At 72.0% G+C, this 22589-nt stretch carries 17 protein-coding genes; 8 read left to right on the top strand and 9 right to left on the bottom strand.

The genetic code is table 11. The features are described 5' to 3' along the window. Positions 1–66 precede the first annotated feature (66 nt). Positions 67–765 carry a hypothetical protein gene (locus tag ACZ6X9_RS00925; protein ID WP_469775794.1) on the bottom strand — a complete coding sequence of 233 codons (699 nt, stop codon included), beginning with the start codon at positions 763–765 and terminating at the stop codon, positions 67–69. Between the two features lie 745 nt (positions 766–1510). Further along, positions 1511–2485 (bottom strand): hypothetical protein, encoded by a 975-nt coding sequence (locus ACZ6X9_RS00920; protein ID WP_469775793.1) that lies wholly within the window; start codon positions 2483–2485, stop codon positions 1511–1513. 428 nt (positions 2486–2913) lie between these two features. Between ACZ6X9_RS00920 and ACZ6X9_RS00915 the strand changes: the two genes are divergently transcribed. Next, positions 2914–3375 carry a hypothetical protein gene (locus ACZ6X9_RS00915; RefSeq protein ID WP_469775792.1) on the top strand — a complete coding sequence of 154 codons (462 nt, stop codon included), beginning with the start codon at positions 2914–2916 and terminating at the stop codon, positions 3373–3375. Between the two features lie 86 nt (positions 3376–3461). Here ACZ6X9_RS00915 and ACZ6X9_RS00910 read toward each other — a convergent pair whose 3' ends face one another. Together ACZ6X9_RS00910 and ACZ6X9_RS00905 are read right to left on the bottom strand one after the other, a co-directional pair. Beyond that, positions 3462–3908: a hypothetical protein gene (locus ACZ6X9_RS00910; protein ID WP_469775791.1), complete on the bottom strand. Its 447-nt coding sequence runs from the start codon at positions 3906–3908 to the stop codon at positions 3462–3464. A 230-nt stretch (positions 3909–4138) separates the two neighbouring features. Then, positions 4139–5755 carry a purple acid phosphatase family protein gene (locus ACZ6X9_RS00905; protein WP_469775790.1) on the bottom strand — a complete coding sequence of 539 codons (1617 nt, stop codon included), beginning with the start codon at positions 5753–5755 and terminating at the stop codon, positions 4139–4141. Between the two features lie 138 nt (positions 5756–5893). Between ACZ6X9_RS00905 and ACZ6X9_RS00900 the strand changes: the two genes are divergently transcribed. The 4 genes from ACZ6X9_RS00900 to cimA all read left to right on the top strand — a co-directional run bounded on the left by ACZ6X9_RS00900 (position 5894) and on the right by cimA (position 11733). Beyond that, the gene (locus ACZ6X9_RS00900; RefSeq protein WP_469775789.1) at positions 5894–6952 is read left to right on the top strand and encodes a 3-isopropylmalate dehydrogenase; all 1059 of its coding nucleotides are present in this window, start codon (positions 5894–5896) and stop codon (positions 6950–6952) included. Between the two features lie 207 nt (positions 6953–7159). Continuing rightward, positions 7160–8245 (top strand): branched-chain amino acid aminotransferase, encoded by a 1086-nt coding sequence (locus ACZ6X9_RS00895; protein WP_469775788.1) that lies wholly within the window; start codon positions 7160–7162, stop codon positions 8243–8245. A 195-nt stretch (positions 8246–8440) separates the two neighbouring features. Then, on the top strand, positions 8441–9784 hold the full coding sequence (locus ACZ6X9_RS00890; RefSeq protein WP_469775787.1) for an MFS transporter: 1344 nt from the start codon (positions 8441–8443) through the stop codon (positions 9782–9784). Positions 9785–10110: 326 nt separating this feature from the next. Continuing rightward, positions 10111–11733 carry a citramalate synthase gene (gene cimA, locus ACZ6X9_RS00885; protein ID WP_469775786.1) on the top strand — a complete coding sequence of 541 codons (1623 nt, stop codon included), beginning with the start codon at positions 10111–10113 and terminating at the stop codon, positions 11731–11733. Positions 11734–11748: 15 nt separating this feature from the next. Here cimA and ACZ6X9_RS00880 read toward each other — a convergent pair whose 3' ends face one another. Beyond that, entirely contained in the window at positions 11749–12354 is a 606-nt protein-coding gene (locus ACZ6X9_RS00880; RefSeq protein WP_469775785.1) for a YceI family protein, read from the bottom strand. Positions 12355–13033: 679 nt separating this feature from the next. Here ACZ6X9_RS00880 and ACZ6X9_RS00875 point away from each other — a divergent pair. The 3 genes from ACZ6X9_RS00875 to ACZ6X9_RS00865 all read left to right on the top strand — a co-directional run bounded on the left by ACZ6X9_RS00875 (position 13034) and on the right by ACZ6X9_RS00865 (position 17481). After that, the gene (locus ACZ6X9_RS00875; RefSeq protein WP_469775784.1) at positions 13034–15490 is read left to right on the top strand and encodes a polysaccharide lyase 8 family protein; all 2457 of its coding nucleotides are present in this window, start codon (positions 13034–13036) and stop codon (positions 15488–15490) included. Between the two features lie 197 nt (positions 15491–15687). Beyond that, positions 15688–17271 carry an acyl-CoA carboxylase subunit beta gene (locus ACZ6X9_RS00870; RefSeq protein WP_469775783.1) on the top strand — a complete coding sequence of 528 codons (1584 nt, stop codon included), beginning with the start codon at positions 15688–15690 and terminating at the stop codon, positions 17269–17271. A 15-nt stretch (positions 17272–17286) separates the two neighbouring features. Beyond that, a complete protein-coding gene (locus ACZ6X9_RS00865; protein ID WP_398264129.1) occupies positions 17287–17481 on the top strand; it encodes an acyl-CoA carboxylase subunit epsilon in 195 nt (64 codons plus the stop codon). 269 nt (positions 17482–17750) lie between these two features. Here ACZ6X9_RS00865 and ACZ6X9_RS00860 read toward each other — a convergent pair whose 3' ends face one another. The 4 genes from ACZ6X9_RS00860 to ACZ6X9_RS00845 form a co-directional block, all read right to left on the bottom strand. Continuing rightward, complete coding sequence (locus ACZ6X9_RS00860; RefSeq protein ID WP_049717346.1) at positions 17751–18332, bottom strand: GTP-binding protein; 582 nt, start codon at positions 18330–18332, stop codon at positions 17751–17753. Continuing rightward, positions 18313–18957, bottom strand: a complete 645-nt coding sequence (locus ACZ6X9_RS00855; RefSeq protein ID WP_469775782.1) for a DUF742 domain-containing protein — start codon at positions 18955–18957, stop codon at positions 18313–18315. Before ACZ6X9_RS00855 ends, ACZ6X9_RS00860 begins: the two co-directional genes overlap by 20 nt. A gap of 84 nt (positions 18958–19041) precedes the next feature. Continuing rightward, entirely contained in the window at positions 19042–19464 is a 423-nt protein-coding gene (locus ACZ6X9_RS00850; RefSeq protein ID WP_049717348.1) for a roadblock/LC7 domain-containing protein, read from the bottom strand. 1 nt (position 19465) lies between these two features. Beyond that, on the bottom strand, positions 19466–22585 hold the full coding sequence (locus ACZ6X9_RS00845; protein WP_469775781.1) for a sensor histidine kinase: 3120 nt from the start codon (positions 22583–22585) through the stop codon (positions 19466–19468). Positions 22586–22589 lie beyond the last annotated feature (4 nt).

The following is a 22589-nucleotide window of genomic DNA, read 5'->3' as shown; positions in this document are numbered from 1 at the left end:
GGGCGCGCCGAATGGACTCCCGAACCGGAGGGGATCCGCTTCAGGAACATTCACAGAAGGAGGTGTTCAGGTCGTGGTGGACTTCCTGTGTCGCCGGTCGCGGACGATGAGGATGACGATGGCCGCGAGGCCGATGGAGGCGACGGCGATGATGGCAAACAGCCAGGGGCTGATCCGGCTATTGGGCGTGGTTGACGCGGAAGAACCGGGAGGCGGGGGTGGCGGCTGTTCGGCTTTCGCGGAGACGATCAGGTTCTGCGTCACGCTCTGCCGTCCTCCGTGCGAAGACACCGTCACCGGGTAGGTGCCCTCGGGAAGATTTCGTCGCAACTGGATATGCCCCGCGTACACATAGGGCCCGTTCTCGTCATCCTGCCGGAGTCCCGGGTCGTCACTGGTGTGCATACGCAGAGCCAGTGGGTGCTCGAAAGCCGGTGACTGCGCCTGGAGCGTTCCGGCCCCGTCGTCGTCGACAGCAAGGGAGACGGCCGCCTCCGCGCCAGGGCGTACTCGATGCGCCTGGGCTGCCGGGTTGGTGGGGTCGGTCCCGTAGCGGGGGTAGACATCGAAACGTCGGACATAGTCGGAGTACGGCGTTTTCCCCACGGTTACGTCGGTGCTGGCGACTGGTTGGTCGTGGTAATAGGCGGTGACCACATACCGCCCCGGATAGTCGGTCGTATAGCGGCCGTATTCGTCCGCGCTCTCTGTAGCTCGACCGTCGCGTGGGGCAACTTCCATCGGATCCGGAAAGAGATAGGACAAGCCGTCGTTCGGGTCGGCAGGCCGGGCTCTGATTGTGGCCGTGTCCCAACCCGCAGGCATCCCGCTGAGGCGTACAGCGGCAAGGGCGCCGGCCCGTACCGGCGTGTGCCCGTGGGGGCCCAGGCCGAACACTTCAAGGCGTGCGTGGGGGGCGGCGGTTGGCGAAGCGAGAGGAGTAGGGGCGGACGGTGACGGCGTTTCCGCGTGGGCGGGTGCCAGGGGGAGGAGCAGTGCAGATGCGACAGCGGCGGTGAGCGCGCGGAGAACCGTGGCGGTGGCGAACTTTGTCTTCACTGGATTCCTGGTGTGATTCTGAAATTGTCTTCGTCGTGCGGCAGTTGCGCGCTGGTGAGCAGACAGTGGCACTCTGCGGCTGCGAGTCTCCTGTACTTGTCATGCTCTGACAAGACCCCGCCGGCGGGAGGGGTCCCGGGGCCGCTGGGTGACCGAGGAAGCGGCACGTCATCTTGGTCGTGCTCGCACGCGCCTTCGGCGGGAACACCAGGCCTCTCCTCGTCCGGTGTCCGCCGGGCTGGTGGCCAGGGCAATGAGACCTGTTGCGGCCACGAGAGCATGCCGAAGGCGTGCTCTGTTCAGAGACATGTGTTCCCCTTTTTTCGAATCGCGGCTTCCCTGGTCGTCAGGGAAGGCTTTTAAGGCGAGCGCCTGTAAGGAACTGGGGCTCGTCGTGAGGGGGGGGCTGGTCCGGACGGATTCCGGCGGGGGAGAGTCAGAGGAGGCGGTCTCAGGCCGTGGTGGAATTCCGACGTCGTCGGTCGCGGAGGGCGCGGACGGCGCGGAAGGTGAAGACCGCAAGGCAGGGCAGGCCGATGGCGAGGCCGGCTAGTTGCCAGATGGTCGGCCGAAAACCGGACGTGGACCCGGGTAGTGCCCGAGGTGGGGGGTCCTGGGCTGTCGCGGCGACGATCAGGTTCTGGGTCACGCTGTGCCGTCCTCCGTGCGAGGACACGGTGACGGGGTATACGCCCTCGGGGAGGTTCGGCCGCACTCGGAAATGTCCCGCATACACGTAAGGGCCGCTTTCCGCGTCCTGCCGGAGATCCGGGTCGTCACTGGTGTTCATGCGCAGTTTCAACGGATGATCAAAAGCAGGCGAACGCGCCTGAAGGGTCCCTGCATCGTCGTCGCTGACAGCAAGAGAGACGGCTGCCTGGGCCCCAGGGCGAACTCGGTGTGCTTCCGTTGCCGAGTCGGTGGGGCTTCCATAGCGGGGGTAGATGTCGAAGCGGCGAACGTAGTCGAGATACGGCCCTTTCTGCACTGTGACCTCGGTGCTGGCGAGTTCCCGTCCGCGATAGCTGGCGGTGACCACATACCGGCCCGGCTCCAGAGTCGTGTAATGACCGTAGTCGTCCGCGCTTTCCGTCTCTTTGCCCTTGCGCGGCCTGACGTCGTAGCCGAAGAAATAGGAGAAGTGGTCATTGGGGTCGGCGGGCCGGGCGTCGATGGTGGCCTTGTCCCACCCCGGTGGCATCCCGCTGAGGCGTACGGAGGCAAGGCTGCCGGCCCGCACCGGTGTGTGCCTGTCGGGGCCCAGGCCGAACACCTCAAGTCGTGCATGAGTGGCGGAGCTTGGCGAGGCGGAAGCGGACGGTGACGGCGTTTCCGCTTGGGCGGGTGCCAGGGGGAGGAGCAGTGCGGATGCGGCAGCGGCGGCGAGCGCGGGGAGAACCGTGGCGGTGACGTTTTCTGTCTTCACTGGATTCCTGGTGTGTCTGAAATCGTCTTCGCCGGGCGACAGCTGCGCGCTGTAAGCAGACGGTGCCGCTCCGCGGATGCGAGTCTCCTGTGTTTGTCATGCTCTGACAAGGCCCAGCCGACGGGAACGGTCCACGATCGGTGGGCGCCGGCTCGCCGCTGCCCGGCCGGACTCGACGCGGTCGCCCGCTGCGTCGCCTGCGCACAGGCAGCGCCACGGCCGGGGTCCTGGCCCGGTCATCAGGACCGGAGGCCGCCGGGCGGGTGACCCCGGAACGCCGGCCCGGCGGGGGTGCGGGCGCCCCGGGGGCGGCCCGGCCGGTCCGTTCGTCCGCCGGCGACGGCGGGCCCGCGCGTCCCGCCGCCGTCGACATCCCGTATCCGCGCGCGAGCGCGGTCGTTCGTCAGCTCATGAACCGACACAGGCTCATGAACCGACGCACCGTCGCCCGCGCCGCCGGCGTCGGTCTGGCCCTCCTCGCCGGAGCCGGGGCCGGGACGGCTCCCGCGTGGGCCGGGGGCCCGGACGGGGGCCTCCTCTCCCCGGTCGCCGGCGGTGGTTGCTCCGGCCGGTCGGGTGTGACGGCCGGCGGGGATGCCGCGGGGGTCGTGGCGGGCCTGCTCGGCCCGCCCGTCACCGGACTGCTTGCCCCGTGCGGCGGCTACGACAACCACCGGCCGCAGCCCCCGTGCGCCCCCGTCCCGGACTCCAGCCCGGCGGTCCCGACCCTGCTCAACGTCGGCGTGCAAGGTTTCGACATCCTGAGCGACCGCACGCCCCGGACGTGTACGGACGGCCCCGCGGGTTCGGTCCCGCCGTCCGTGCTCGACTTCATCCCGTTCATCCCGTTCGTCCCGGCCCTGCCGGGGACGACGGGCGCCGGCCCCTGACGAGGCAGGCCCGCGCCCGTCGGGCAGCCGGACAGCCGGGCAGTCGGGCAGCCGGACAGCCGGGCAGCCGGGCAGCCGGGCGGTGTCTACTCCTCGTCGGACGGCCGCAGGAACTCCAGGGTCCACGTCTCCTGGAACTCCGGCTGCGGCGGCACGACCTCGATCTGCGCGCCCCGGTGCCCGGCGCGGAGGGCGAGTCCCTTGTCCGAGAGGATCTTGACGCCGCCGATGACCCGCTCGAACGTGAACTTCGCCCACTCGGGGCGCGGGACGCTGTTCACGTACAGCTTGTCCTCGGCGATCACCAGCCCGGCGGCCTCGTGCTGCGCGAGGTGCACCACGTACGGCGCCCCGGGCACCGGCTCGGTGGGTTCGATGGTCCACTCCTGCTCGATCGGGAGCGGGTTGAGGCGGTCGGTGATGACCGGGGCGCCGTGTTTGACGGCGTACTCGGTGGCCGTCAGCAGGGCCGCCGGGCCGATGATGTGGGCGTGGACCTTGTAGACGCCGGGCTTCACGGGGATCGGAGGCATGCGAGGGACTCCCTCTCTCACGGTCCGCTTCCGCCGGCGGCGGGGTGCCGTCGGCGCACGCTCCACCATGAACGCGTGCCGTGCCGCGAGAAAGGCACGGATAAAGACAGATCTCATCCGACCGGGATCGATCGGACATGGTTGCGAATCTCGGGCGGAGGGCCGGACGGGGGCGCCCACGGCGCGTCGCCGGCCCGGCGGCGCACCGTGGGCCCGATCCGGCGTCGGCCCTACCGCCCTGACCGCACCACGTCGAAGTGGTCGATCCGCTTCCCGTTCTCCGCCAGCGCCGTGACCCGCAGCCGGGGCCGCGTCCCCGGCTCGCATTCGACCGCCAGGAAGGAGTGGCCTGTGTAGCGGACGCGGGACCACTCCACTCGTTCGGGGGACTTCACCCGACCCTTCTTCCAGTGGTAGCTGGCGATGCTTTCGAGGTCGTGGACGTGGCCCTCGTAGCTGTCGGGGACGGGGAAGTCGTAGAGGTCGGCGCCCGCGCCGCCGGCGGTGACGTAGACGATGCCGTCGCGGGCCGGGTCGACCGTCGCGCCGATCGGGACGCGGCGGCGGAGCCGGCCCGCGCGGAGGGCGTCGGTGCGCTCGTAGACGTGGTTGTGGCCGTTGACGACGAGGTCCACGCGGTGCTTGTCGAACAGGGGGAGCCACGCGTCGCGGACGCCGCCGTCCGAGGCGTGGGCCTTGGTCGTGGAGAAGGCGCAGTGGTGGAAGAAGACGACGATGAAATCGACGTCCCGGTGGGCCCGCAGCTCGCGCAGTCGGCGGTCGAGCCAGGCGGTCTGCCGGCCGCCGCTGTACCCGGCGTTGGCGGCGATCTCGTATGAGACGTCGTTGGCGTCCAGGGCGACGACGGCGACGTTGCCGTGGACGAAGGAGTAGGCACCTGGTGCGCGGCGCGGGTCGAAGCCGTTGGCGGGGAGGGCCCAGCGGGCGCTCTGGCCGCCGTAGCCGTTGGGGGAGTACCAGGCCTCCATGTCGTGGTTGCCGGTGGTCACCATCCAGGGGACGCTCCGCGCCACCGTCTCCGTCTGGGCGAGGAACTGGTCCCACACCCGCGCGTCGTACACGTCGCCGGGCCGGCCGGCGCCGCTGGTGTCGGCGTAGCAGATGTCGCCCGCGTGCAGGTGGAAGGCCGGGTCCTGGCCGAGCAGCAACTGGTCGTTGCCGAGCGCGTGGTAGCCGACGCCCTGGTCGCCGAAGGCCGTGAAGACGAACCGCTCCGGGCGCGCGGGCGCGGTCCGGAAGGACGCCACCGTGCCGAGGTTGCGGACGTCCGCCGGGTCGAAGCCGGCGTGCCCGACGCCGTAGTAGTACGTGGTGCCGGGACGCAGCCCGTCCAGGGCGACGTGCAGGTAGTGCTGGTCGACGGCGGGCAGCTTCCGGACCAGCGGCGGGGTGTGCAGGTGCCGCACCTCGGCCTCGACCCGGCGGCCGAGGTCCCAGGGCTTCAGCCCGACCCGGAGGAAGGGCTTGCGCACCGCGAACGGCACCTGCCACGAGACGCGCATCTGCGTCTTGGGGTCGGCGCCGAACGCCAGGTGCCGTCCGAAGGGGGCGACCAGGGCGCCGCTGACCCGGCCGGTGGCTCTAGCCGAGACGAGGGTCGGGGCTCCCGGAGCGGAGGTCCCCGGGGCGGAGGTTCCGAGGGCGGAGGTTCCCAGGGCGGCGGGAGCGGCTCCGAGCAGGCCCGTCCCGGCGACCGTCCCCGCCGTCACCGCGCCCGCGCGCAGCAGGCCGCGCCGGGTGAGCTTGCTCCGCAGGTACTCGTGCTGCTCCGGCATGGTCATGCGCTCGGCGAGCCGGCCGGGGATGCCTACGCGTGGAGTGTCCATGCCGGGAAAGTGCCAGCAAAGGCCCGTCCCGTCACCCACTTCCGCCGAATTCCGCCGAACCGGCCCCTGCCGGTCGCCTCTCGTCCACATGATGGACGCAGAGTGTCATTCAGTGGGACGAGGCAGTACGGTCCCGTCATGTCTCGCAGCATGCGCCTCGCAGTGATCCCCGGTGACGGCATCGGCCCCGAAGTGGTGGCCCAGGGACTTCGCGTCCTCACCGCCGTCCTCCCCTCCGACGTGAAGCTGGAGACCCGGGAGTACGACCTCGGCGCCCGGCGCTGGCATGCCACCGGGGAGACCCTTCCCGACGCCGAGCTGGAGTCCCTCAAGGACCACGACGCGATCCTGCTCGGCGCGGTGGGCGACCCCTCCGTACCGTCCGGCGTACTGGAGCGCGGCCTGCTCCTCAAGCTCCGTTTCGCCTTCGACCACTACGTGAACCTGCGCCCCTCCCGGCTCTACCCCGGCACCGCCGGCCCGCTCGCCGGCGGCCCGGACATCGACTTCGTCGTGGTCCGCGAGGGCACCGAGGGCCCGTACACCGGCAACGGCGGCTCGCTGCGCACCGGCACCCCGGCCGAGGTCGCCACCGAGGTCAGCGTCAACACCGCGTACGGCGTGGAACGCGTCGTCCGGGACGCCTACGCGCGGGCCCAGGCCCGGCCGCGGAAGCACCTCACGCTGGTGCACAAGAACAACGTCCTGGTGCACGCCGGGCGGCTCTGGACCTCGGTCTTCGAACGGGTCGGCCGGGAGTTCCCCGAGGTCACGACGGACTACCTGCACGTGGACGCCGCGACGATCTTCCTCGTCACCCGGCCCGAGCGGTTCGACGTGATCGTCACCGACAACCTCTTCGGCGACATCCTCACCGACCTCGCGGCGGCCGTCAGCGGCGGCATCGGAACCGCCGCCTCCGGCAACATCAACCCGGACGGCACCTTCCCGTCCATGTTCGAGCCCGTCCACGGCTCGGCTCCGGACATCGCGGGCACCGGCACGGCCGACCCGACGGCCACCGTCCTCTCCGTCGCCCTGCTGCTGCGGCACCTCGGCTACGAGGGGGAGGCCGCGCGGGTGGAGGAGGCCGTCGCCGCCGACCTCGCGCGGCGGGACGGGACCGCCCGCTCCACGGAGGAGACCGGATCGGCGCTGGTGGCCTTGGTAACCGAGGTACCGGGGGTACCCTCCTGACCCGTCCGCCTCGCGCGCGGCCGGAATCACCACCGTTCCATCGGGCCGCGCGCCTCCTCGGCGTTCGCACAGGTATTTCGTTCATGACCCCGGCCGAGCGATAATCGGACACGGGGCCGCGAAAAGAGGCGAAAAGCTCGGACGTCCACCAGAGCGGGGGCGGCGTGAGCGCGGTCCGCAGCACCCGAAAGTTAAGGACACGCATCCATGACCACGCCCACGATCGAGCTCAAGCCCTCCTCGCAGCCGCTGTCCGCCGCGGAACGGGAGCGCATCCTCGCCGACCCCGGGTTCGGCCGCCACTTCACCGACCACATGGTCACCATCAAGTGGACGGACGGGGTCGGCTGGCACGACGCCCAGTTGGTGCCGTACGCGCCGCTGTCGGTCGACCCGGCCAACATGACCCTCCACTACGGGCAGGCCATCTTCGAGGGCCTCAAGGCGTACCAGCGCCCCGACGGCGGCGTCGCCACCTTCCGTCCCGACGAGAACGCCAAGCGCTTCCAGGCGTCCGCCCGCCGGCTCGCGATGCCCGAACTGCCCGTCGAGACCTTCATCGAGGCGTGCGACGCCCTCGTGCGGCAGGACCGCGCCTGGGTGCCCGCCTCCGGTGAAGCCTCCCTCTACCTGCGGCCGTTCATGTTCGCCACCGAGGCGGGGCTGGGCGTGCGCCCGGCCAAGGAATACCTCTTCGTCGTCATCGCCTCGCCGGCCGGCGCCTACTTCGCGGGCGGCGTCAAGCCCGTCTCCGTCTGGATCTCCGAGGAGTACGTCCGCGCCGCCCCCGGCGGCACCGGCGCCGCCAAGTGCGCGGGCAACTACGCCGCCTCCCTCATCGCCCAGGCGCAGGCCGCCGAGAAGGGCTGCGACCAGGTGGTCTGGCTGGACGCCGTGGAGCGCCGCTGGATCGAGGAGATGGGCGGCATGAACCTGTACTTCGTGTACGGGAACCGGATCGTCACCCCCGAGCTGACCGGGTCCCTGCTGCCCGGCATCACGCGGGCCTCGCTGCTGCGGATCGCCTCGGACCTCGGGTACGAGGTCGCCGAGGGGCGGATCTCGGTGGAGGACTGGCGGAACGCGAACGCGGACGGGTCGCTGACCGAGGTGTTCGCCTGCGGCACGGCCGCGGTCATCACGCCCGTCGGGTCGGTGAAGTCCGCGCGCGGTGACTGGACGATCGGCGACGGCGGTCCTGGTGAGGTGACGATGCGGCTGCGGCAGGCGCTGCTGGACGTTCAGACGGGGGCCGCGGACGACACGTACGGGTGGATGCACCCGCTGGGGTAGTCGGTCGGGGTGCCCCGGCCCCGCCCTTTCACCGTTTCCCGGGGCTGACGCCCCAGACCCCCTTTCGCGGCTTCGCCGCTCGTCCTCGAACGCCGGACGGGCTGAATCAAGCTCGTCCGGCGTCCGAGGAGCACGCGACCGCGCCTCCGCCTCGGACCCCTTGTCCGAAACCGCTCGGTCCGCCACCGTTCCCCCATGGAACAGCACTGGAAGAAGATCTGGGTCGGCTCGGCCGGCAACATGGTCGAGTGGTTCGACTGGTTCGTCTACGCCAGCTTCGCGACCTACTTCGCGGGCTCCTTCTTCCCCGAAGGCAACGACACCGCCAAACTCATGAACACCGCCGGCATCTTCGCCGTCGGCTTCTTCATGCGCCCGGTCGGCGGCTGGCTGCTCGGGCGGGTGGGCGACCGGCGGGGGCGCAAGGCGGCCCTCACCCTGACCGTGACGCTGATGTCCGCCTCGGCGGTGCTGATCGCCGCCGCGCCCACCTACGGGGTGGCGGGGTACGGCGGCGTCGCCGTGCTGCTGGTCGCGCGGCTGCTGCAAGGGCTGTCGGTGGGCGGCGAGTACGCGGCCAGCGCCACGTACCTCACCGAGGCGTCCGCTCCCGGCCGCCGCGGTTTCGCGTCCAGCTTCCAGTACGTGTCCATGACGGCCGGCCAGTTGCTCGGCCTGGGGCTGCTGATCGTGCTGCAACACAGCCTGAGCTCCGCGGAGTTGCACCAGTGGGGCTGGCGGATCCCGTTCGTCGTCGGCGCGCTCGGCGCGGCCGTCATCTTCTACCTCCGGCGCAACATGCTGGAGACGGAGACGTACCAGGAGGCGGACGACACCCCGCAGGGGGACCGCGGCACGGTCCGCGCCCTGCTGCGGCACAAGCGCGAGGCGCTGCTGGTCATGGCGCTGACCATGGGCGGCACCGTCGCGTATTACACGTACACCACGTACCTCACCAAGTACCTCTCCAACACCGCCGGGCTGCCCAAGCAGACCGCCACCCTGGTCAGTTTCTGCGCGCTGCTGGTCTTCGCCTGCCTCCAACCCCTCGCGGGCGCCCTGTCCGACCGGATCGGCCGCCGGCCGCTGCTGGTCACCTTCGCGGTGGGGTCCACCCTCCTGACCGTGCCGATCATGACGCTGCTGAAGCACGCCGGTTCGTTCTGGCCCGCCCTGGGTCTCGCCCTGCTGGCCCTCGTCGTGGTCACCGGCTATACGTCGATCAACGCCTGTGTGAAGGCTGAGCTGTTCCCGACGGGCGTCCGCTCGCTGGGCGTCGCGCTGCCGTACGCGCTGGCCAACGCGCTGTTCGGCGGGACGGCCGAATACGTGGCCCTGTGGTTCAAGAACAGCGGGCACGAGGCGGGCTTCTCCTGGTACGTGGCGGGTTGCGCGGCCGTGTCGCTGGTGGTGTACCTGACGATGCGGGAGACCCGGGACATCGACCTCAAGCGGGTCGGTGCCGGTGCGCCCGCGGGACCGGCCGGGCGCGATCCCGAGGCTCTCGGGGACTCCAAGGGCGCCGTGGCCGCCCCCTGACCCGAACGATTGCCCGACATCCGGCCCCGCCGCCCGCATCGTGAGACGCGCCTCCGGCGGCGGGGGCGGCTGTGCAAGACTGCGTCCGTGTTCTCGCTCGCCATGATTACGGGCAGCAGGCGCGCCGGTCCGCAGTGACCGTTCCGCACGTACCTGGTGCGGCACGGCCACCCTCGTCCCCGACCCGCGCGCAGACCTCTCGCACCCGCGAGAGGTTTTTTCGTTTCCGGCCCACCCTTCGCCGGGAGCGGAGCACGCGGGACCATGGAGGGACGGTGGAGCCGGTCATTCCGGTAGACCGAGATCCCGACAGGAGCCTCAGCAGCATGACGGACACCCTCACGGACGCCCCCGAGGCGGCCCCGTCCGACGCGTTCCACGTCTTCGACACCACGCTCCGCGACGGCGCGCAGCGCGAGGGCATCAACCTCACGGTGGCGGACAAGCTCACCATCGCCCGGCACCTGGACGACTTCGGCGTGGGCTTCATCGAGGGCGGCTGGCCGGGCGCCAACCCGCGGGACACCGAGTTCTTCCGGCGCGCCCGGGAGGAGATCACCTTCCGCCACGCCCGGCTCGTCGCGTTCGGCGCCACCCGCAAGCCCGGCGTCCGGGCGGAGGACGACCCCCAGGTCGCCGCGCTCCTCGCGTCCGGCGCCCCGGTGGTCACCATCGTCGCCAAGGCTCACGACCGCCACGTCGAACTGGCCCTGCGCACCACGCTGGACGAGAACCTGGCGATGGTCCGGGACACCGTCGCGCACCTGCGGGCGCACGGCCGGCGGGTGTTCGTCGACTGCGAGCACTTCTTCGACGGTCACCGGGCCGACGCGGCGTACGCCACCGCGGTCGTCCGCGCCGCGCACGAGGCCGGCGCCGACGTGGTCGTGCTCTGCGACACCAACGGCGGCATGCTCCCCGCCCGGGTCGGCGAGACCGTCTCCGCGGTGCTCGCGGCGACCGGGGCGCGGCTGGGCATCCACGCGCAGGACGACACCGGGTGCGCGGTGGCCAACACCCTGGCCGCCGTGGACGCGGGCGCCACCCACGTCCAGTGCACGGCCAACGGTTACGGCGAACGCGTCGGCAACGCCAACCTCTTCCCCGTCGTCGCGGCGCTGGAGCTCAAGTACGACCGGCGGGTGCTGCCGCCCGGCAAGCTGGCCGAGACCACCCGCATCTCGCACGCCATCGCCGAGGTCGTCAACCTGACGCCGTCCACGCATCAGCCGTACGTGGGAGTCTCCGCCTTCGCCCACAAGGCCGGACTGCACGCCTCCGCGATCAAGGTCGACCCGGACCTGTACCAGCACATCGACCCGGAGCGGGTCGGCAACACCATGCGGATGCTGGTCTCGGACATGGCCGGCCGCGCGTCGATCGAGCTCAAGGGCAAGGAGCTCGGCATCGACCTGGGCGGCGACCGGGAACTCGTCGGCCGGGTCGTCGAGCGCGTCAAGGAGCGGGAGGCACAGGGCTACACCTACGAGGCGGCGGACGCCTCCTTCGAACTCCTGCTCCGCCAGGAGGTGACCGGCCGGGCGCTGCGCTACTACCGCGTCGAGTCCTGGCGCGCCATCGCCGAGGACCGCCCCGACGGCACCCACGCCAACGAGGCGACCGTGAAGCTCTGGGCCAAGGGCGAGCGCATCGTCGCCACGGCGGAGGGCAACGGACCGGTCAACGCGCTGGACCGGGCGCTGCGTTCGGCCCTCGAACCGTTCTACCCGCAGCTCGGCGGGCTGGAGCTGACCGACTACAAGGTCCGCATCCTGGAGGGCAGCCTGGGCACCGGCTCGATCACCCGGGTCCTGGTCTCCACCAGCGACCAGGACGGCGAGTGGTCCACGGTCGGCGTGGCCGAGAACGTCATCGCCGCCTCCTGGCAGGCGCTCGACGACGCCTACGCCTACGGGCTGTGGCGCGCGGGCGTCGAACCGCGGGAGTGAGACCCGGCGGCGGGCTCAGTCCTGGGACGGGGCGCGGACGGCGGAGATGTCGAAGAGCAGCTTCACCTTGTCGCTGATCATGACGCCGCCCGCCTCCAGGGCCGCGTTCCAGGACAGCCCCCAGTCGGACCGCTGTATCTCGGCGCGGCCCTCGAAACCGACGCGCTCGGTGCCGTAGGCGTCGACGGCCGAGCCGTTGAACTCCAGGTCGATGGCGACGGGACGGCTGACGTCCTTGATGGTCAGGTCACCGGTGATCCGGTACGTGTCGCCGCCCAAGGCCTCGGCGGAGGCGGACCGGAAGGTCATCAGCGGGAACCGCTCGGCGTCGAAGAAGTCCTCCTTCAGCAGGTGCGCGTCACGGTCCTTCATGCCGGTGTCCACGCTCGCGACGGAGATGTCGAGGGAGGCCGCGGACCGGGTGGGGTCGCTCCCGTCGAGATGGAGCGTGCCCTGGTACTCGCCGAAGTGGCCGCGGACGTTCGTGACCATCGCGTGGCGGACGGTGAAGCCGATGCTGCTGTGAACGGGATCGATGGTCCAGTCGCCGGTGAGGGCGGACAGCGCGGGGTTCGCGGCGGCCGGGGTCTCGGGGGCGGACTTGCGGGTGAAGGGGCCCATGGCGTTCTCCTCGTGGGTCGACGGCCGGCCGGGCGGGGCCGGCGGGGGTGGGTCGATCGCTCGATCCCTTTCCACGGTAGTGCGGGATGGTTCATCCTTCAACTGAATCGGGGATATGTCCGGGCGGGATTCTCCGCGCCCGCGCGACGCGCCGGGAGGCCGTTTCCGGCCGGGCCGTGCGGGCCGTGCGGGCCAGGGAAGCGGTGCGGCGCGGGGACGCCGCCGGGGGAGCGGCGCGGGGCCGGATGCCGTGCGGGCCGGACCGGCTTCGCGCCGCCGGGCGGGCGGCGGGGACGGGTGCGGGCCGGGCCGGGCCGACCGACGCTGACCCGGGTGCGCGACGGGACGCTCGCAGGACGTCCGTGGCGGGCGGATCCCGGCGCCACCCCGGCGGCCGGCGAGGACCGGTCGCACGCCCCGGGCCCCGGCGGAAGCCGTGACGGCGAGCCGTGCACCCGGGCCCGCCCCGGGCCCTGGCGGAGCCGTGACGGTGAGCCGTGCACCCGGACCCGCTCCGTGCCCCGGCGGAGTCGCGACGGCGAGCCGCGCACCCGGCTCGCCCCGTGCCCCGGCGCCGCGTGGAGCGGGCGGCGTTTCCGTTCGCCTCATTGCGCGCCCCGCCGCGCGGCTGGCACGGTGTGGCCACCCCGCGCAGCCCTCCCGCATCGTGAGGACGCCCATGCCTCCACCCTGGACCCGCCGCGCCTTCCTCGCCACGGCTCTCGCCCGGAGCCTCGCCGGAGCCCTGGCCGACGGGCCGCCCGCCACCGCCTCCACCGCCCCCACCTCCACCGCCCCCACCTCCACCGCCCCCACCTCCACCGCCCCCGCTCCCTGCGCTCCCGCCTCCTGCGCCACTCCTGCCGCCGACGGCGCCCCCGCCCCCGCCGACGCGTTCACCACCCTCCGCCACCGCTGGCGCGACCTCCTCCTCGGCACCGGCTTCCACCCCGGCGCCGAGCCGTACCGCACCGTCCTGCGCCGCACCGGCGCGACCGCACGCGCCCACCGGGCCCGGATGCGGCCCGCCCCCGGGTCACTCTGGCCCGACGCCCCCTTCGACCCGCCCGCCGGCATCACCCTCAGCCACGCCCGGCTGCACGGCATGGCCCGGGCGTACGTCCAGCCCGGCACCGGGCTCACCGGCGACCCGGCGCTCGCCGCCGACGTCCTCGCCGGGCTGGACCACGTCCACCGGACCGTCTACCACCCGGGCGCCGAGCGGTACGGCAACTGGTGGGAGTGGCAGATCGGCACCCCGCGCCTGCTGCTCGACACGCTCACCCTGCTGTACGCCGAGGCCGGGCCCGCCCGGTGCGCCGACGGGCTCGCGGCGGTCGACCACTTCGTCCTGGACGCGCTCCTCGGCCCGTACACCGGCACCAGCACCGGCGCCAACCGCGTCGACCTCTGCCGCGTCGTCGCCCTCCGCGGCGTCCTGGGGGAGGCGCCGGCCAAGCTCGCCCTCGCCCGCGACGCGCTCACCCCGGTCCTCGCCCACGTCGACCACGGCGACGGGCTGTACGCCGACGGCTCGTTCCTCCAGCACACCGCCGTCCCCTACACCGGCACCTACGGGTGGGTGCTGCTCGACGGCCTCGCCCGGCTCCTCGCCCTGCTGAACGGCTCCGCCTGGGACGTCGCCGACGCCGGCCGGCGCTTCGTCCACGACGCCGTCGACCGGGCGTTCGTCCCGCTGATCCACCACGGCCTGGTGCCGGACACCGTCTCCGGCCGTGCCGTCAGCCGGGGGCTGACCGACGACGGCCCGCCGCAGAGCGACCGGCAGCGTGGCCACGCCCTGGTCGCGGCCATCGCGCTGCTCGCGGAGGGCGCGCCCGCCGCGCGCGCCCGGTGGCACGGGCTGATCAAGGGCTGGGCCGCCCACGACCCGGCCGCGCCGCCGCTCGCCGACCCGCAGTTCGACACCGGCGACCTCGCCCGGCTCGCGGCCGTCCTCGCCGGGCCGGCTCGCGTCGTGCCGGAGGCCGTCGGGCACCGGCTGTTCCCGGCCATGGACCGGGCCGTGCACCGCCGCCCGGGCTGGACCGCCGCGCTCGCCATGGCCTCCGACCGCGTCGCCCACTACGAGAACGGCAACGGCGAGAACCCGCGCGGCTGGCACACCGGCGCCGGCATGCACCTGTGGTGGGTGCCCGGCGGCGAGGACCAGTACGGGGACGGGTTCTGGCCCACCGTCGACCCCTACCGCCTCCCCGGCATCACCGTCTCCGTCAAGCGCCTCGCCGACGGCGAGGGCGGCGCCTGGGGCAAGCCGCGACCGGACGCGCGCTGGGTGGGCGGCGTCACGGACGGCACCTACGCGCTCCTCGGCCAGCACCTCAAGGGCCTCGGCTCCACCCTGGAGGCGCGCCGGGTCTGGGTGTACGCGGACGACGCCGTCGTCTGCCTCACCGCGGGCGTCACGGCCCGCGACGGGACACCGGTCGAAACCGTGCTCGACAACCGGCGGATCACCGGACCGCCCCGGCTCACCGTCGACGGCGTGCCCCGGCCCTCCGGCACGGGCTTCTTCCCCCGGGCGCACTGGCTCCACCTGGAGGGACACGGCGGCTGGGTGCTCCCCGGCGGTGCGCCCGTGCACGTCCTGGACGAACACCGCACCGGCGCCTGGCGGGACGTCAACGCCGGCGGCTCCGCCCGCCCGCTCACCCGCCGCTACCTCACCCTGTGGCACCCGCACGGCACCGACCCCGACGGCGCGGCCCTCGTCCACCTGCTGATGCCCGGTGCGAGCCGCGCCGCGGTCGCCGCCCGCGCGGCGGAGCACGGCCGGCTCACCGTCCTCGCCAACACCGCCGACCGGCAGGCCGTACGTCTCGCTTCGCCCGGCCTCACCGCCGCCGCCTTCTGGCGCCCCGGCACTGTGGGCACCCTCACGGTGACCGCCCCCGCCGCCGTCCTCGTCCGCCGGCACGGCCGCCGCGCCACCCTGCACCTCGCCGAGCCCCCGCGCACCGGCCGGCCGCTCGACCTCGTCTGGGCGCGGCCGGTGCGCCGGGTGGTGGCGCACGACCCGTCCGTACAGGTCCGCGCCACCGGGCCCGTCCTGCGGCTGCGGATCCGGCCGGGGACCCGGTGCCTGCCGCACCGCTGCGAGGTCGAGACCGGCTGACGCCCCGCCAGGAGCCCGGCCGGGCAGCGGTGTGTCCGAGTGGTTTTGTGGACTACCCACAGCGTGGGAAGCCCGGACGAATGGGGCCGACTGATAGGGGCGCAGCGCGATTCTGTGCTTCTTGCCCACCAAATCGAGCACTACCTTGTGCGGAGTCGACATGATGTTCCGGCGGGGGTCCCACGTACCGTCTATCCATGAGCAATCTCGAAGGTGCGCCCGAAGAGGCGAGTGACGTCCGTGGGCGCGTCGCCGAGCTGCACGCCATCCGCGAGCAGGTTCGGCGTGGTCCGAGCGACCGGGCTACCCAGGCACAGAAGGCCAAGGGGAAGCTGACGGCCCGCGAGCGTATCGATCTGCTGCTGGACGAGGGCTCTTTCTCCGAGGTCGAGCCGCTGCGCCGGCACCGCGCCACCGGCTTCGGCCTGGAGGCGAAGAAGCCGTACACCGACGGGGTGATCACCGGCTGGGGCACCGTCCACGGCCGGACCGTCTTCGTCTACGCCCATGACTTCCGCATCTTCGGCGGCGCGCTGGGCGAGGCCCACGCCACCAAGATCCACAAGATCATGGACATGGCCATCGCGGCCGGCGCGCCCCTGGTCTCGCTCAACGACGGCGCCGGCGCCCGCATCCAGGAGGGCGTCTCCGCCCTCGCCGGCTACGGCGGCATCTTCCAGCGGAACACCAAGGCGTCGGGCGTCATCCCGCAGATCTCGGTGATGCTCGGCCCGTGCGCGGGCGGCGCCGCCTACTCGCCCGCCCTGACGGACTTCGTCTTCATGGTCCGCGAGACCTCGCAGATGTTCATCACCGGCCCGGACGTGGTCCGCGCGGTGACCGGCGAGGAGATCACCCAGAACGGCCTCGGCGGCGCCGACGTGCACGCCGAGACCTCCGGCGTGGCCCACTTCGCGTACGACGACGAGGAGACCTGCCTGGAGGAGGTCCGCTACCTGCTCTCCCTCCTCCCGCAGAACAACCGCGAGAACCCGCCCCGGGTCGTCTGCGAAGACCCCGTCGACCGCACCGGCGAGGCCCTGCTCGACCTCGTCCCGGCCGACGGCAACCGCCCCTACGACATGCGCAAGGTCATCGAGGAGATCGTCGACGACGGCGAGTACCTCGAGGTCCACGAGCGCTGGGCCACCAACATCATCTGCGCCCTGACCCGGCTCGACGGCCAGGTCGTCGGCATCGTCGCCAACCAGCCCCAGTCGCTGGCCGGCGTCCTGGACATCGAGGCCTCCGAGAAGGCGGCCCGGTTCATCCAGATGTGCGACGCCTTCAACATCCCCATCGTCACCCTTCTGGACGTACCCGGCTTCCTGCCCGGCGTCGACCAGGAGCACGGCGGCATCATCCGGCACGGCGCCAAACTGCTCTACGCCTACTGCAACGCCACCGTGCCGCGCATCTCGGTGATCCTCCGCAAGGCCTACGGCGGCGCCTACATCGTCATGGACTCCCAGTCCATCGGCGCCGACCTCACCTACGCCTGGCCCACCAACGAGATCGCCGTCATGGGCGCCGAGGGCGCCGCCAACGTCATCTTCCGCAAGCAGATCGCCGAGGCCGACGACCCCGACGCCATGCGCGCCCGCATGGTCAAGGAGTACAAGGCCGAGCTCATGCACCCGTACTACGCGGCCGAACGCGGCCTCGTCGACGACGTCATCGACCCGGTGGAGACGCGGCAGGTGCTGATCCGTTCGCTGGCCATGCTCGCGACGAAGCACGCCGACCTGCCATCCCGCAAGCACGGCAATCCGCCCCAGTAACCCCAGAGGACAGACATGACTGACACGCTTGTTCGCGTCGAGAAGGGGACGGCCGGGCCCGAGGAGCTGGCCGCCGTCACGGCGGTGCTGCTCGCCCGGGCGTCCGCGGGGTCTTCGGCCCCGGTGCCCGGTCCGCGGCGGTCCGCGGCGTCCTGGCGCCGCCTGGAGCGGTCCGGCGGTTTCACCGCCGCTCATAGCTGGCAGGGCTGACGCCCTGGCCCATGGAAAGGGCCCCGCACTCCCGAGGGAGTGCGGGGCCCTTTCGGCTTCGCCGGGATGTGCCCCGGTCCCGCCCCTTCGCCGATTCCTGGGGTCTGCCCCAGACCCCCGCATCGCGGCTTCGCCACGAGGTCCTCAAACGCCGGACGGGCTGGAAAACCAGCCCGTCCGGCGTTTGAGGACAACCGCGCGGAGCGCGGTTTCAGGGGGTGCGGGGGCTTGCCCCGCAAGAAACGGTGAAAGGGCGGGTCAGGGGCCTGCTACCGCAGGCGCGCCATCAGCGCGTGCTCCACCAGCGTGATGAGCGCGCTCTTCGCCTCGTTCCGGTGCCGCGCGTCCGTCGTGATGATCGGCGCGTCCGGCCCGATCTGGAGAGCCTCGCGCACCTCGTCGGGCGTGTACGGCTGGTGCCCGTCGAACCCGTTGAGGGCGATGACGAACGGCAGGCCGCTGTTCTCGAAGTAGTCGACGGCCGGGAAGCAGTCGGCGAGACGCCGCGTGTCCACCAGGACGACCGCCCCGATGGCACCGCGGACCAGGTCGTCCCACATGAACCAGAACCGGTCCTGTCCGGGGGTGCCGAACAGGTAGAGGATCAGGTCCTGGTCCAGGGTGATACGGCCGAAGTCCATCGCCACGGTCGTCGTGGTCTTGTCCGGCGCGTGCGTGAGGTCGTCGATGCCCGCCGAGGCGGAGGTCATGACGGCTTCGGTGCGCAGCGGGTTGATCTCCGAGACCGCGCCGACGAACGTGGTCTTGCCCACGCCGAAACCACCGGCCACCACGATCTTCGCGCTGGTGGTGGAGCGGGCTGCCTCGCCGCTAGAGGTTCCGAAGTCCACTGAGCACCCTTTCGAGCAGTGTCACGTCAGGCTGGCCGCCGGCGGACGCGTCGCCGCCGGGCTGATGAATGGCGACGAGCCCGGCCTCGGCCAAGTCGGCGACGAGGATTCGGGCGACGCCGAGCGGGATGGAGAGAAGTGCCGAGATCTCGGCGACCGACTTGATCTCGCGGCACAGGTGGCAGATGCGCTGATGTTCCGGCAACTGCCCTTGAAGCTGGGCCGGCTGGGCCGTGGTGTGCACCAGCGCCTCGATGGCGAGCTGGTAGCGCGGCCGGGTCCGGCCGCCGGTCATGGCGTAGGGGCGGACCAACGGGTTGCTCTTGCCACCCGAGGGCGACCCCGAACGCCGGTGCTGCGGTCCCTGTCCCGCGTGCCGGCCCTGGCCCGCGGGAGGCGGGACATGGCCGGTCGGGACGTGACCGGGCGCGCCGGGAGGGGAGTACCCGCCGCCGGGCACCGCGTTCGGCGGCGCCGGGGGCTGCGGGGTGTAGGGCACCTGTGAGGGGTGCTGGGCCTCCGACCGGTCCCTGGGGGTGGGCGCGGAGGGGAAGTTGAAGCGGTTCAGCGGCGGGTTCTCCTGCTGGTCATTGCCATACGGGTAACCGCCTGGGGGCGTTGCCACGGCTCCTCCTCCGACTTTCCTGTCTGCTGCTGGTCGCGCCACCGCACCTTAAGGCGCGGTGGCGCGAAACGCACTGCCTCTTTGCTAGTTGAGAAGACTCCCCTGCAGTTCGGCGCGGAGGTCGGGCGTCAGGACGTTGCCCGCGCGGTCGACCAGCAGGGCCATCTCGTAGCCGACGAGGCCGATGTCGCACTCGGGGTGCGCCAGCACGGCCAGCGAGGAGCCGTCGGAGATGGACATGATGAAGAGGAAGCCGCGCTCCATCTCCACCACGGTCTGGTTGACGGCGCCGCCCTCGAAGATGCGCGAGGCACCCGCGGTCAGGGAGGTCAGGCCGGAGGCCACCGCCGCCAACTGGTCCGCGCGGTCTCGCGGAAACCCTTCGGACATGGCCAGAAGGAGTCCGTCGGCGGAGACCACGACGGTGTGGGACACCCCTGGGGTGTTCTCCACGAAACTGGTGATCAACCAGTTCAGGTTCTGCGCCGCCTGGCTCATCGGGCTCACACTAACGCTCCTGCTCGTAGGTGCCGCCGGGGCCGAAGCCCTGGTCGTGTTGCTGCTGCTGCTCCTGCGCGGTGATCGCGGGGAACTCCGAGGAGTCCGTCCCCGCGCTGCGCCCCTGCTGGACACCGCGGCGCAGGTTGGCGAGCCTGCCGCGGACGTCCTCGGGTGCCCGGGAGATCTGCGGGCCGCCCTGGGAGGTCTCCGCCGCCTTGCCCTCGACCAGATTGGCCCTGGGCACTCGGCGCGGGAGACCGGAGGAAGTCGTTCCGCCCGCCTTCGGCACCCGGAGCTGCTCGGCGCGGTGCCAGCGCTCGTCGTTGGCCGACTGCCCGGCGGACGTGTCCCCCTCGTTCCGAGGCCGGGAGATGTCCTGCTGGGACTGCTCGGGTTCTCCGCCGCCCCTCGTGGCCTCCTCGCCCGTCTCCGGCTGCTGCCACTGCCGATCGCGGCGCGGCAGACCGGACCCGGTCAGCGAGGGAGGGCCGCTCGAGGCGGGGCCCGGACGGTCGAACTCTACGCGCTCCGGCTGCGCCGTGTCAGCGGACGGCTGAGATTCCGATTCCGCTCCGTAACCCGGTGCGTACTCGTGCTGGTACGGAGTGGCCTCCGGCGTCGACGCACCCCACTCGCCTTGGTAGGCGGGGGCGTTGAAGTCGCCGTAGGTCTGCTGGTCAGTGAAGCCCTGCTCGCTGTAGGCGGCTTCCGTATACGGCTGCTCACCCGTGGCCTGCGGGGCGAACGGAGTCTGCTGGGTGTCGTGCGGCGCGAGCTGCTGCCCCGCCCCGTCCGTACCCTGCTGCTGCGGTACGTAGCCCTGACCGTCCTGGTGGCCCTGGGGCGCGAACCCGTCGGCACCGGACTGCGCGACGTTGTGCGCCTCCAGCGCGGCCCGCCGCTCCTCGCGCAGCCGCGAGCGGTTGAGCGGGTCGAGCACCGGGGCGCCGGCCGCGCCCGCTTCGTAGCGCGAGTCGTCGAAGCCGAGCTCCGCGGCGGTCCGGACGCCACCGGCCGGCCCGACGGTCCCGGCCTGCTGCTCGGGGACGATCCGGGAGACCGTGAAGTCGTCGCCGGCCTGCTCGTCCTCGCCACCGCCACCATGGGTGATCGGCTCCGGGAGCATGACCAGCGAGGTGGTGCCGGCCTGCTCGCCCGAGGGGCGCAACTGGACCCGGATGCCGTGCCGCATGGCCAGCCGGCCGACCACGAACAGACCCATCCGCTGGGACACCGTGGCGTCCACGGTCGGCGGGTTGGCCAGCTTGTGGTTGATGTCCGCGAAGTCCTCGGGGGTGAGCCCGATGCCCTTGTCGTGGATCTCGATCATCACCCGGCCGTCGGGCAGACGCGTGGCGTTGACGCGGACCTTGGTGTGCGGGGAGGAGAACGTGGTGGCGTTCTCCAGCAGCTCGGCGAGGAGGTGCACGAGGTCGGTCACGGCGAGGCCGTGGATCTCGGCCTCCGAGACGCCGTCCAGCTCGATGCGCTCGTACGCCTCCACCTCGGAGGAGGCCGCGCGCAACACGTCCACCAGCGGGATCGGCTGGTCCCAGCGGCGGCCGGGCTCCTCGCCCGCGAGGATGAGGAGGTTCTCGCCGTTGCGGCGCATACGGGTGGCCAGGTGGTCCAGGCGGAAGAGGTTCTCCAACTGGTCCGGGTCGGCCTCGTTGTTCTCCAGCCCGGTGATGAGCTCGAGCTGGCCCTCGATCAGGCTCTGGTTGCGCCGGGAGAGGTTGGTGAAGATCGCGTTGACGTTGCCCCGGAGCATCGCCTGCTCGGCGGCGAGCCGGACGGCCTCCCGGTGCACCTGGTCGAAGGCGCGGGCGACCTCGCCGATCTCGTCCTTGGTGTCGATCGGGATCGGCTGCACCCGGGTGTCGATCCGGCCCGGCTCGGTGCGCGAGAGCTGGTCGACCAGGGCCGGCAGCCGCTGCTCGGCGACCTCGAAGGCCGCGCCGCGCAGCTTGCGCATGCTGCGGCTCATCGAGCGGGCGATGCGCCCGGCGACGAAGAACGCGGCCAGCAGCGCGACGATCATGATCGACCCGTTGAGGATCGCGTCCCGCCGCGCGTCGGAGGCGACCTGCGAGGCCTCGTCCACCGCGTGGTCCGTGAGGTAGGCCTCGACGGAGCGGTAGGCGTCGAACTTGCCGGTGGCCGTGGCGTACCAGGACTCCGAGGTCACGCCGAGGCCCTTGAGCTTCTGCGGGGACTCGCCGGACATGATGGCGAGCGCCATCTTGTTCTGCTGCTCGACCTGCGCCTTCTCCTTGAACGCGGTCTTCAGCCGGTCGATGTCCTGCTGGGCGCCACCGGTCGTGTACTCGTCGTGGGCGATGTACTCGAGGAAGTTGTAGGAGGAGAACGACGTCAGCAGGGCGTGCCGGTCCTTGGCGGACATGTCCGGCTTGGCCAGCAGGTGCGTGCCCATGGAGCGCTGCAGCGACTCGGCGGCCTTGGCCAGCGAGACGGCGTAGACCATGCGGCCGTACGAGGTGACGGTGCCGGTGCCCAGGCCGAGTTCGTTGGTGAAGGCCATCAGCGGACGCTGGATGGAGCCGTACGCGTCCTCGGTCCGCGCGGCCTCGGAGGCGTAGGCGGTCTTCCGGATCTGCGGCAGCTTCTTCTCCGCGTCCCGGACGGCCGAGAGCCGGCGCTGCAGGCTGGGGGTGTCGGGCATGCCGCGGACGGCGTCGTCGAAGGCCGCCTGGGCGGCATCCGTCGCCTCCCGGGCCTTCTTGACGTTCGCGTCGTCCCGCTGCTGTGCCAGCAGGGGCATGACGCTCTTGTCACGCTCGTCGACGACGGCCTGGGCGTAGTCGGCGGCGGCCCGCACCACACGGGCGGTGTCGGCCGCGTCCTCGGCCTCGGTCCAGGTGTCGACCGACTTCTTGATGCCGAGACCACCGAAGACCAGCGCGACCAGCACCGGGATGAGGAGGATCGCGTTCAGTCGGGTGGCCACCCGCCAGTTGCGGGGCGAGAGCCGGCCGCCGCGTCCGCCGGGGGCGGCGGCGGGGGTCCGGGGAACGTCCGAGGGCTGCACCGCGGCCTGCGACGGCGGTGTGAAGTTGCCCCGCGCGTCCTTCGCCTGCTGCGCGGTGCCGGTCTTTCTTCGCCTCACTCGT

The sequence above is a fragment of the Streptomyces sp. NPDC052910 genome (genome assembly GCF_055585605.1).
Note: the sequence above shows the minus strand (reverse complement) of the source record. Positions and strands in the feature narration are given on the sequence as shown.

Excerpts from the sequence above, each read along its gene's own strand:
- ACZ6X9_RS00915 (WP_469775792.1), top strand. The coding sequence starts at position 2,914 with ATGAACCGACGCACCGTCGCCCGCGCCGCCGGCGTCGGTCTGGCCCTC.
- ACZ6X9_RS00910 (WP_469775791.1), bottom strand. The coding sequence starts at position 3,908 with ATGCCTCCGATCCCCGTGAAGCCCGGCGTCTACAAGGTCCACGCCCAC.
- ACZ6X9_RS00905 (WP_469775790.1), bottom strand. The coding sequence starts at position 5,755 with ATGGACACTCCACGCGTAGGCATCCCCGGCCGGCTCGCCGAGCGCATG.
- ACZ6X9_RS00900 (WP_469775789.1), top strand. The coding sequence starts at position 5,894 with ATGTCTCGCAGCATGCGCCTCGCAGTGATCCCCGGTGACGGCATCGGC.
- ACZ6X9_RS00895 (WP_469775788.1), top strand. The coding sequence starts at position 7,160 with ATGACCACGCCCACGATCGAGCTCAAGCCCTCCTCGCAGCCGCTGTCC.
- ACZ6X9_RS00890 (WP_469775787.1), top strand. The coding sequence starts at position 8,441 with ATGGAACAGCACTGGAAGAAGATCTGGGTCGGCTCGGCCGGCAACATG.
- cimA (WP_469775786.1), top strand. The coding sequence starts at position 10,111 with ATGACGGACACCCTCACGGACGCCCCCGAGGCGGCCCCGTCCGACGCG.
- ACZ6X9_RS00880 (WP_469775785.1), bottom strand. The coding sequence starts at position 12,354 with ATGGGCCCCTTCACCCGCAAGTCCGCCCCCGAGACCCCGGCCGCCGCG.
- ACZ6X9_RS00875 (WP_469775784.1), top strand. The coding sequence starts at position 13,034 with ATGCCTCCACCCTGGACCCGCCGCGCCTTCCTCGCCACGGCTCTCGCC.
- ACZ6X9_RS00870 (WP_469775783.1), top strand. The coding sequence starts at position 15,688 with ATGAGCAATCTCGAAGGTGCGCCCGAAGAGGCGAGTGACGTCCGTGGG.
- ACZ6X9_RS00865 (WP_398264129.1), top strand. The coding sequence starts at position 17,287 with ATGACTGACACGCTTGTTCGCGTCGAGAAGGGGACGGCCGGGCCCGAG.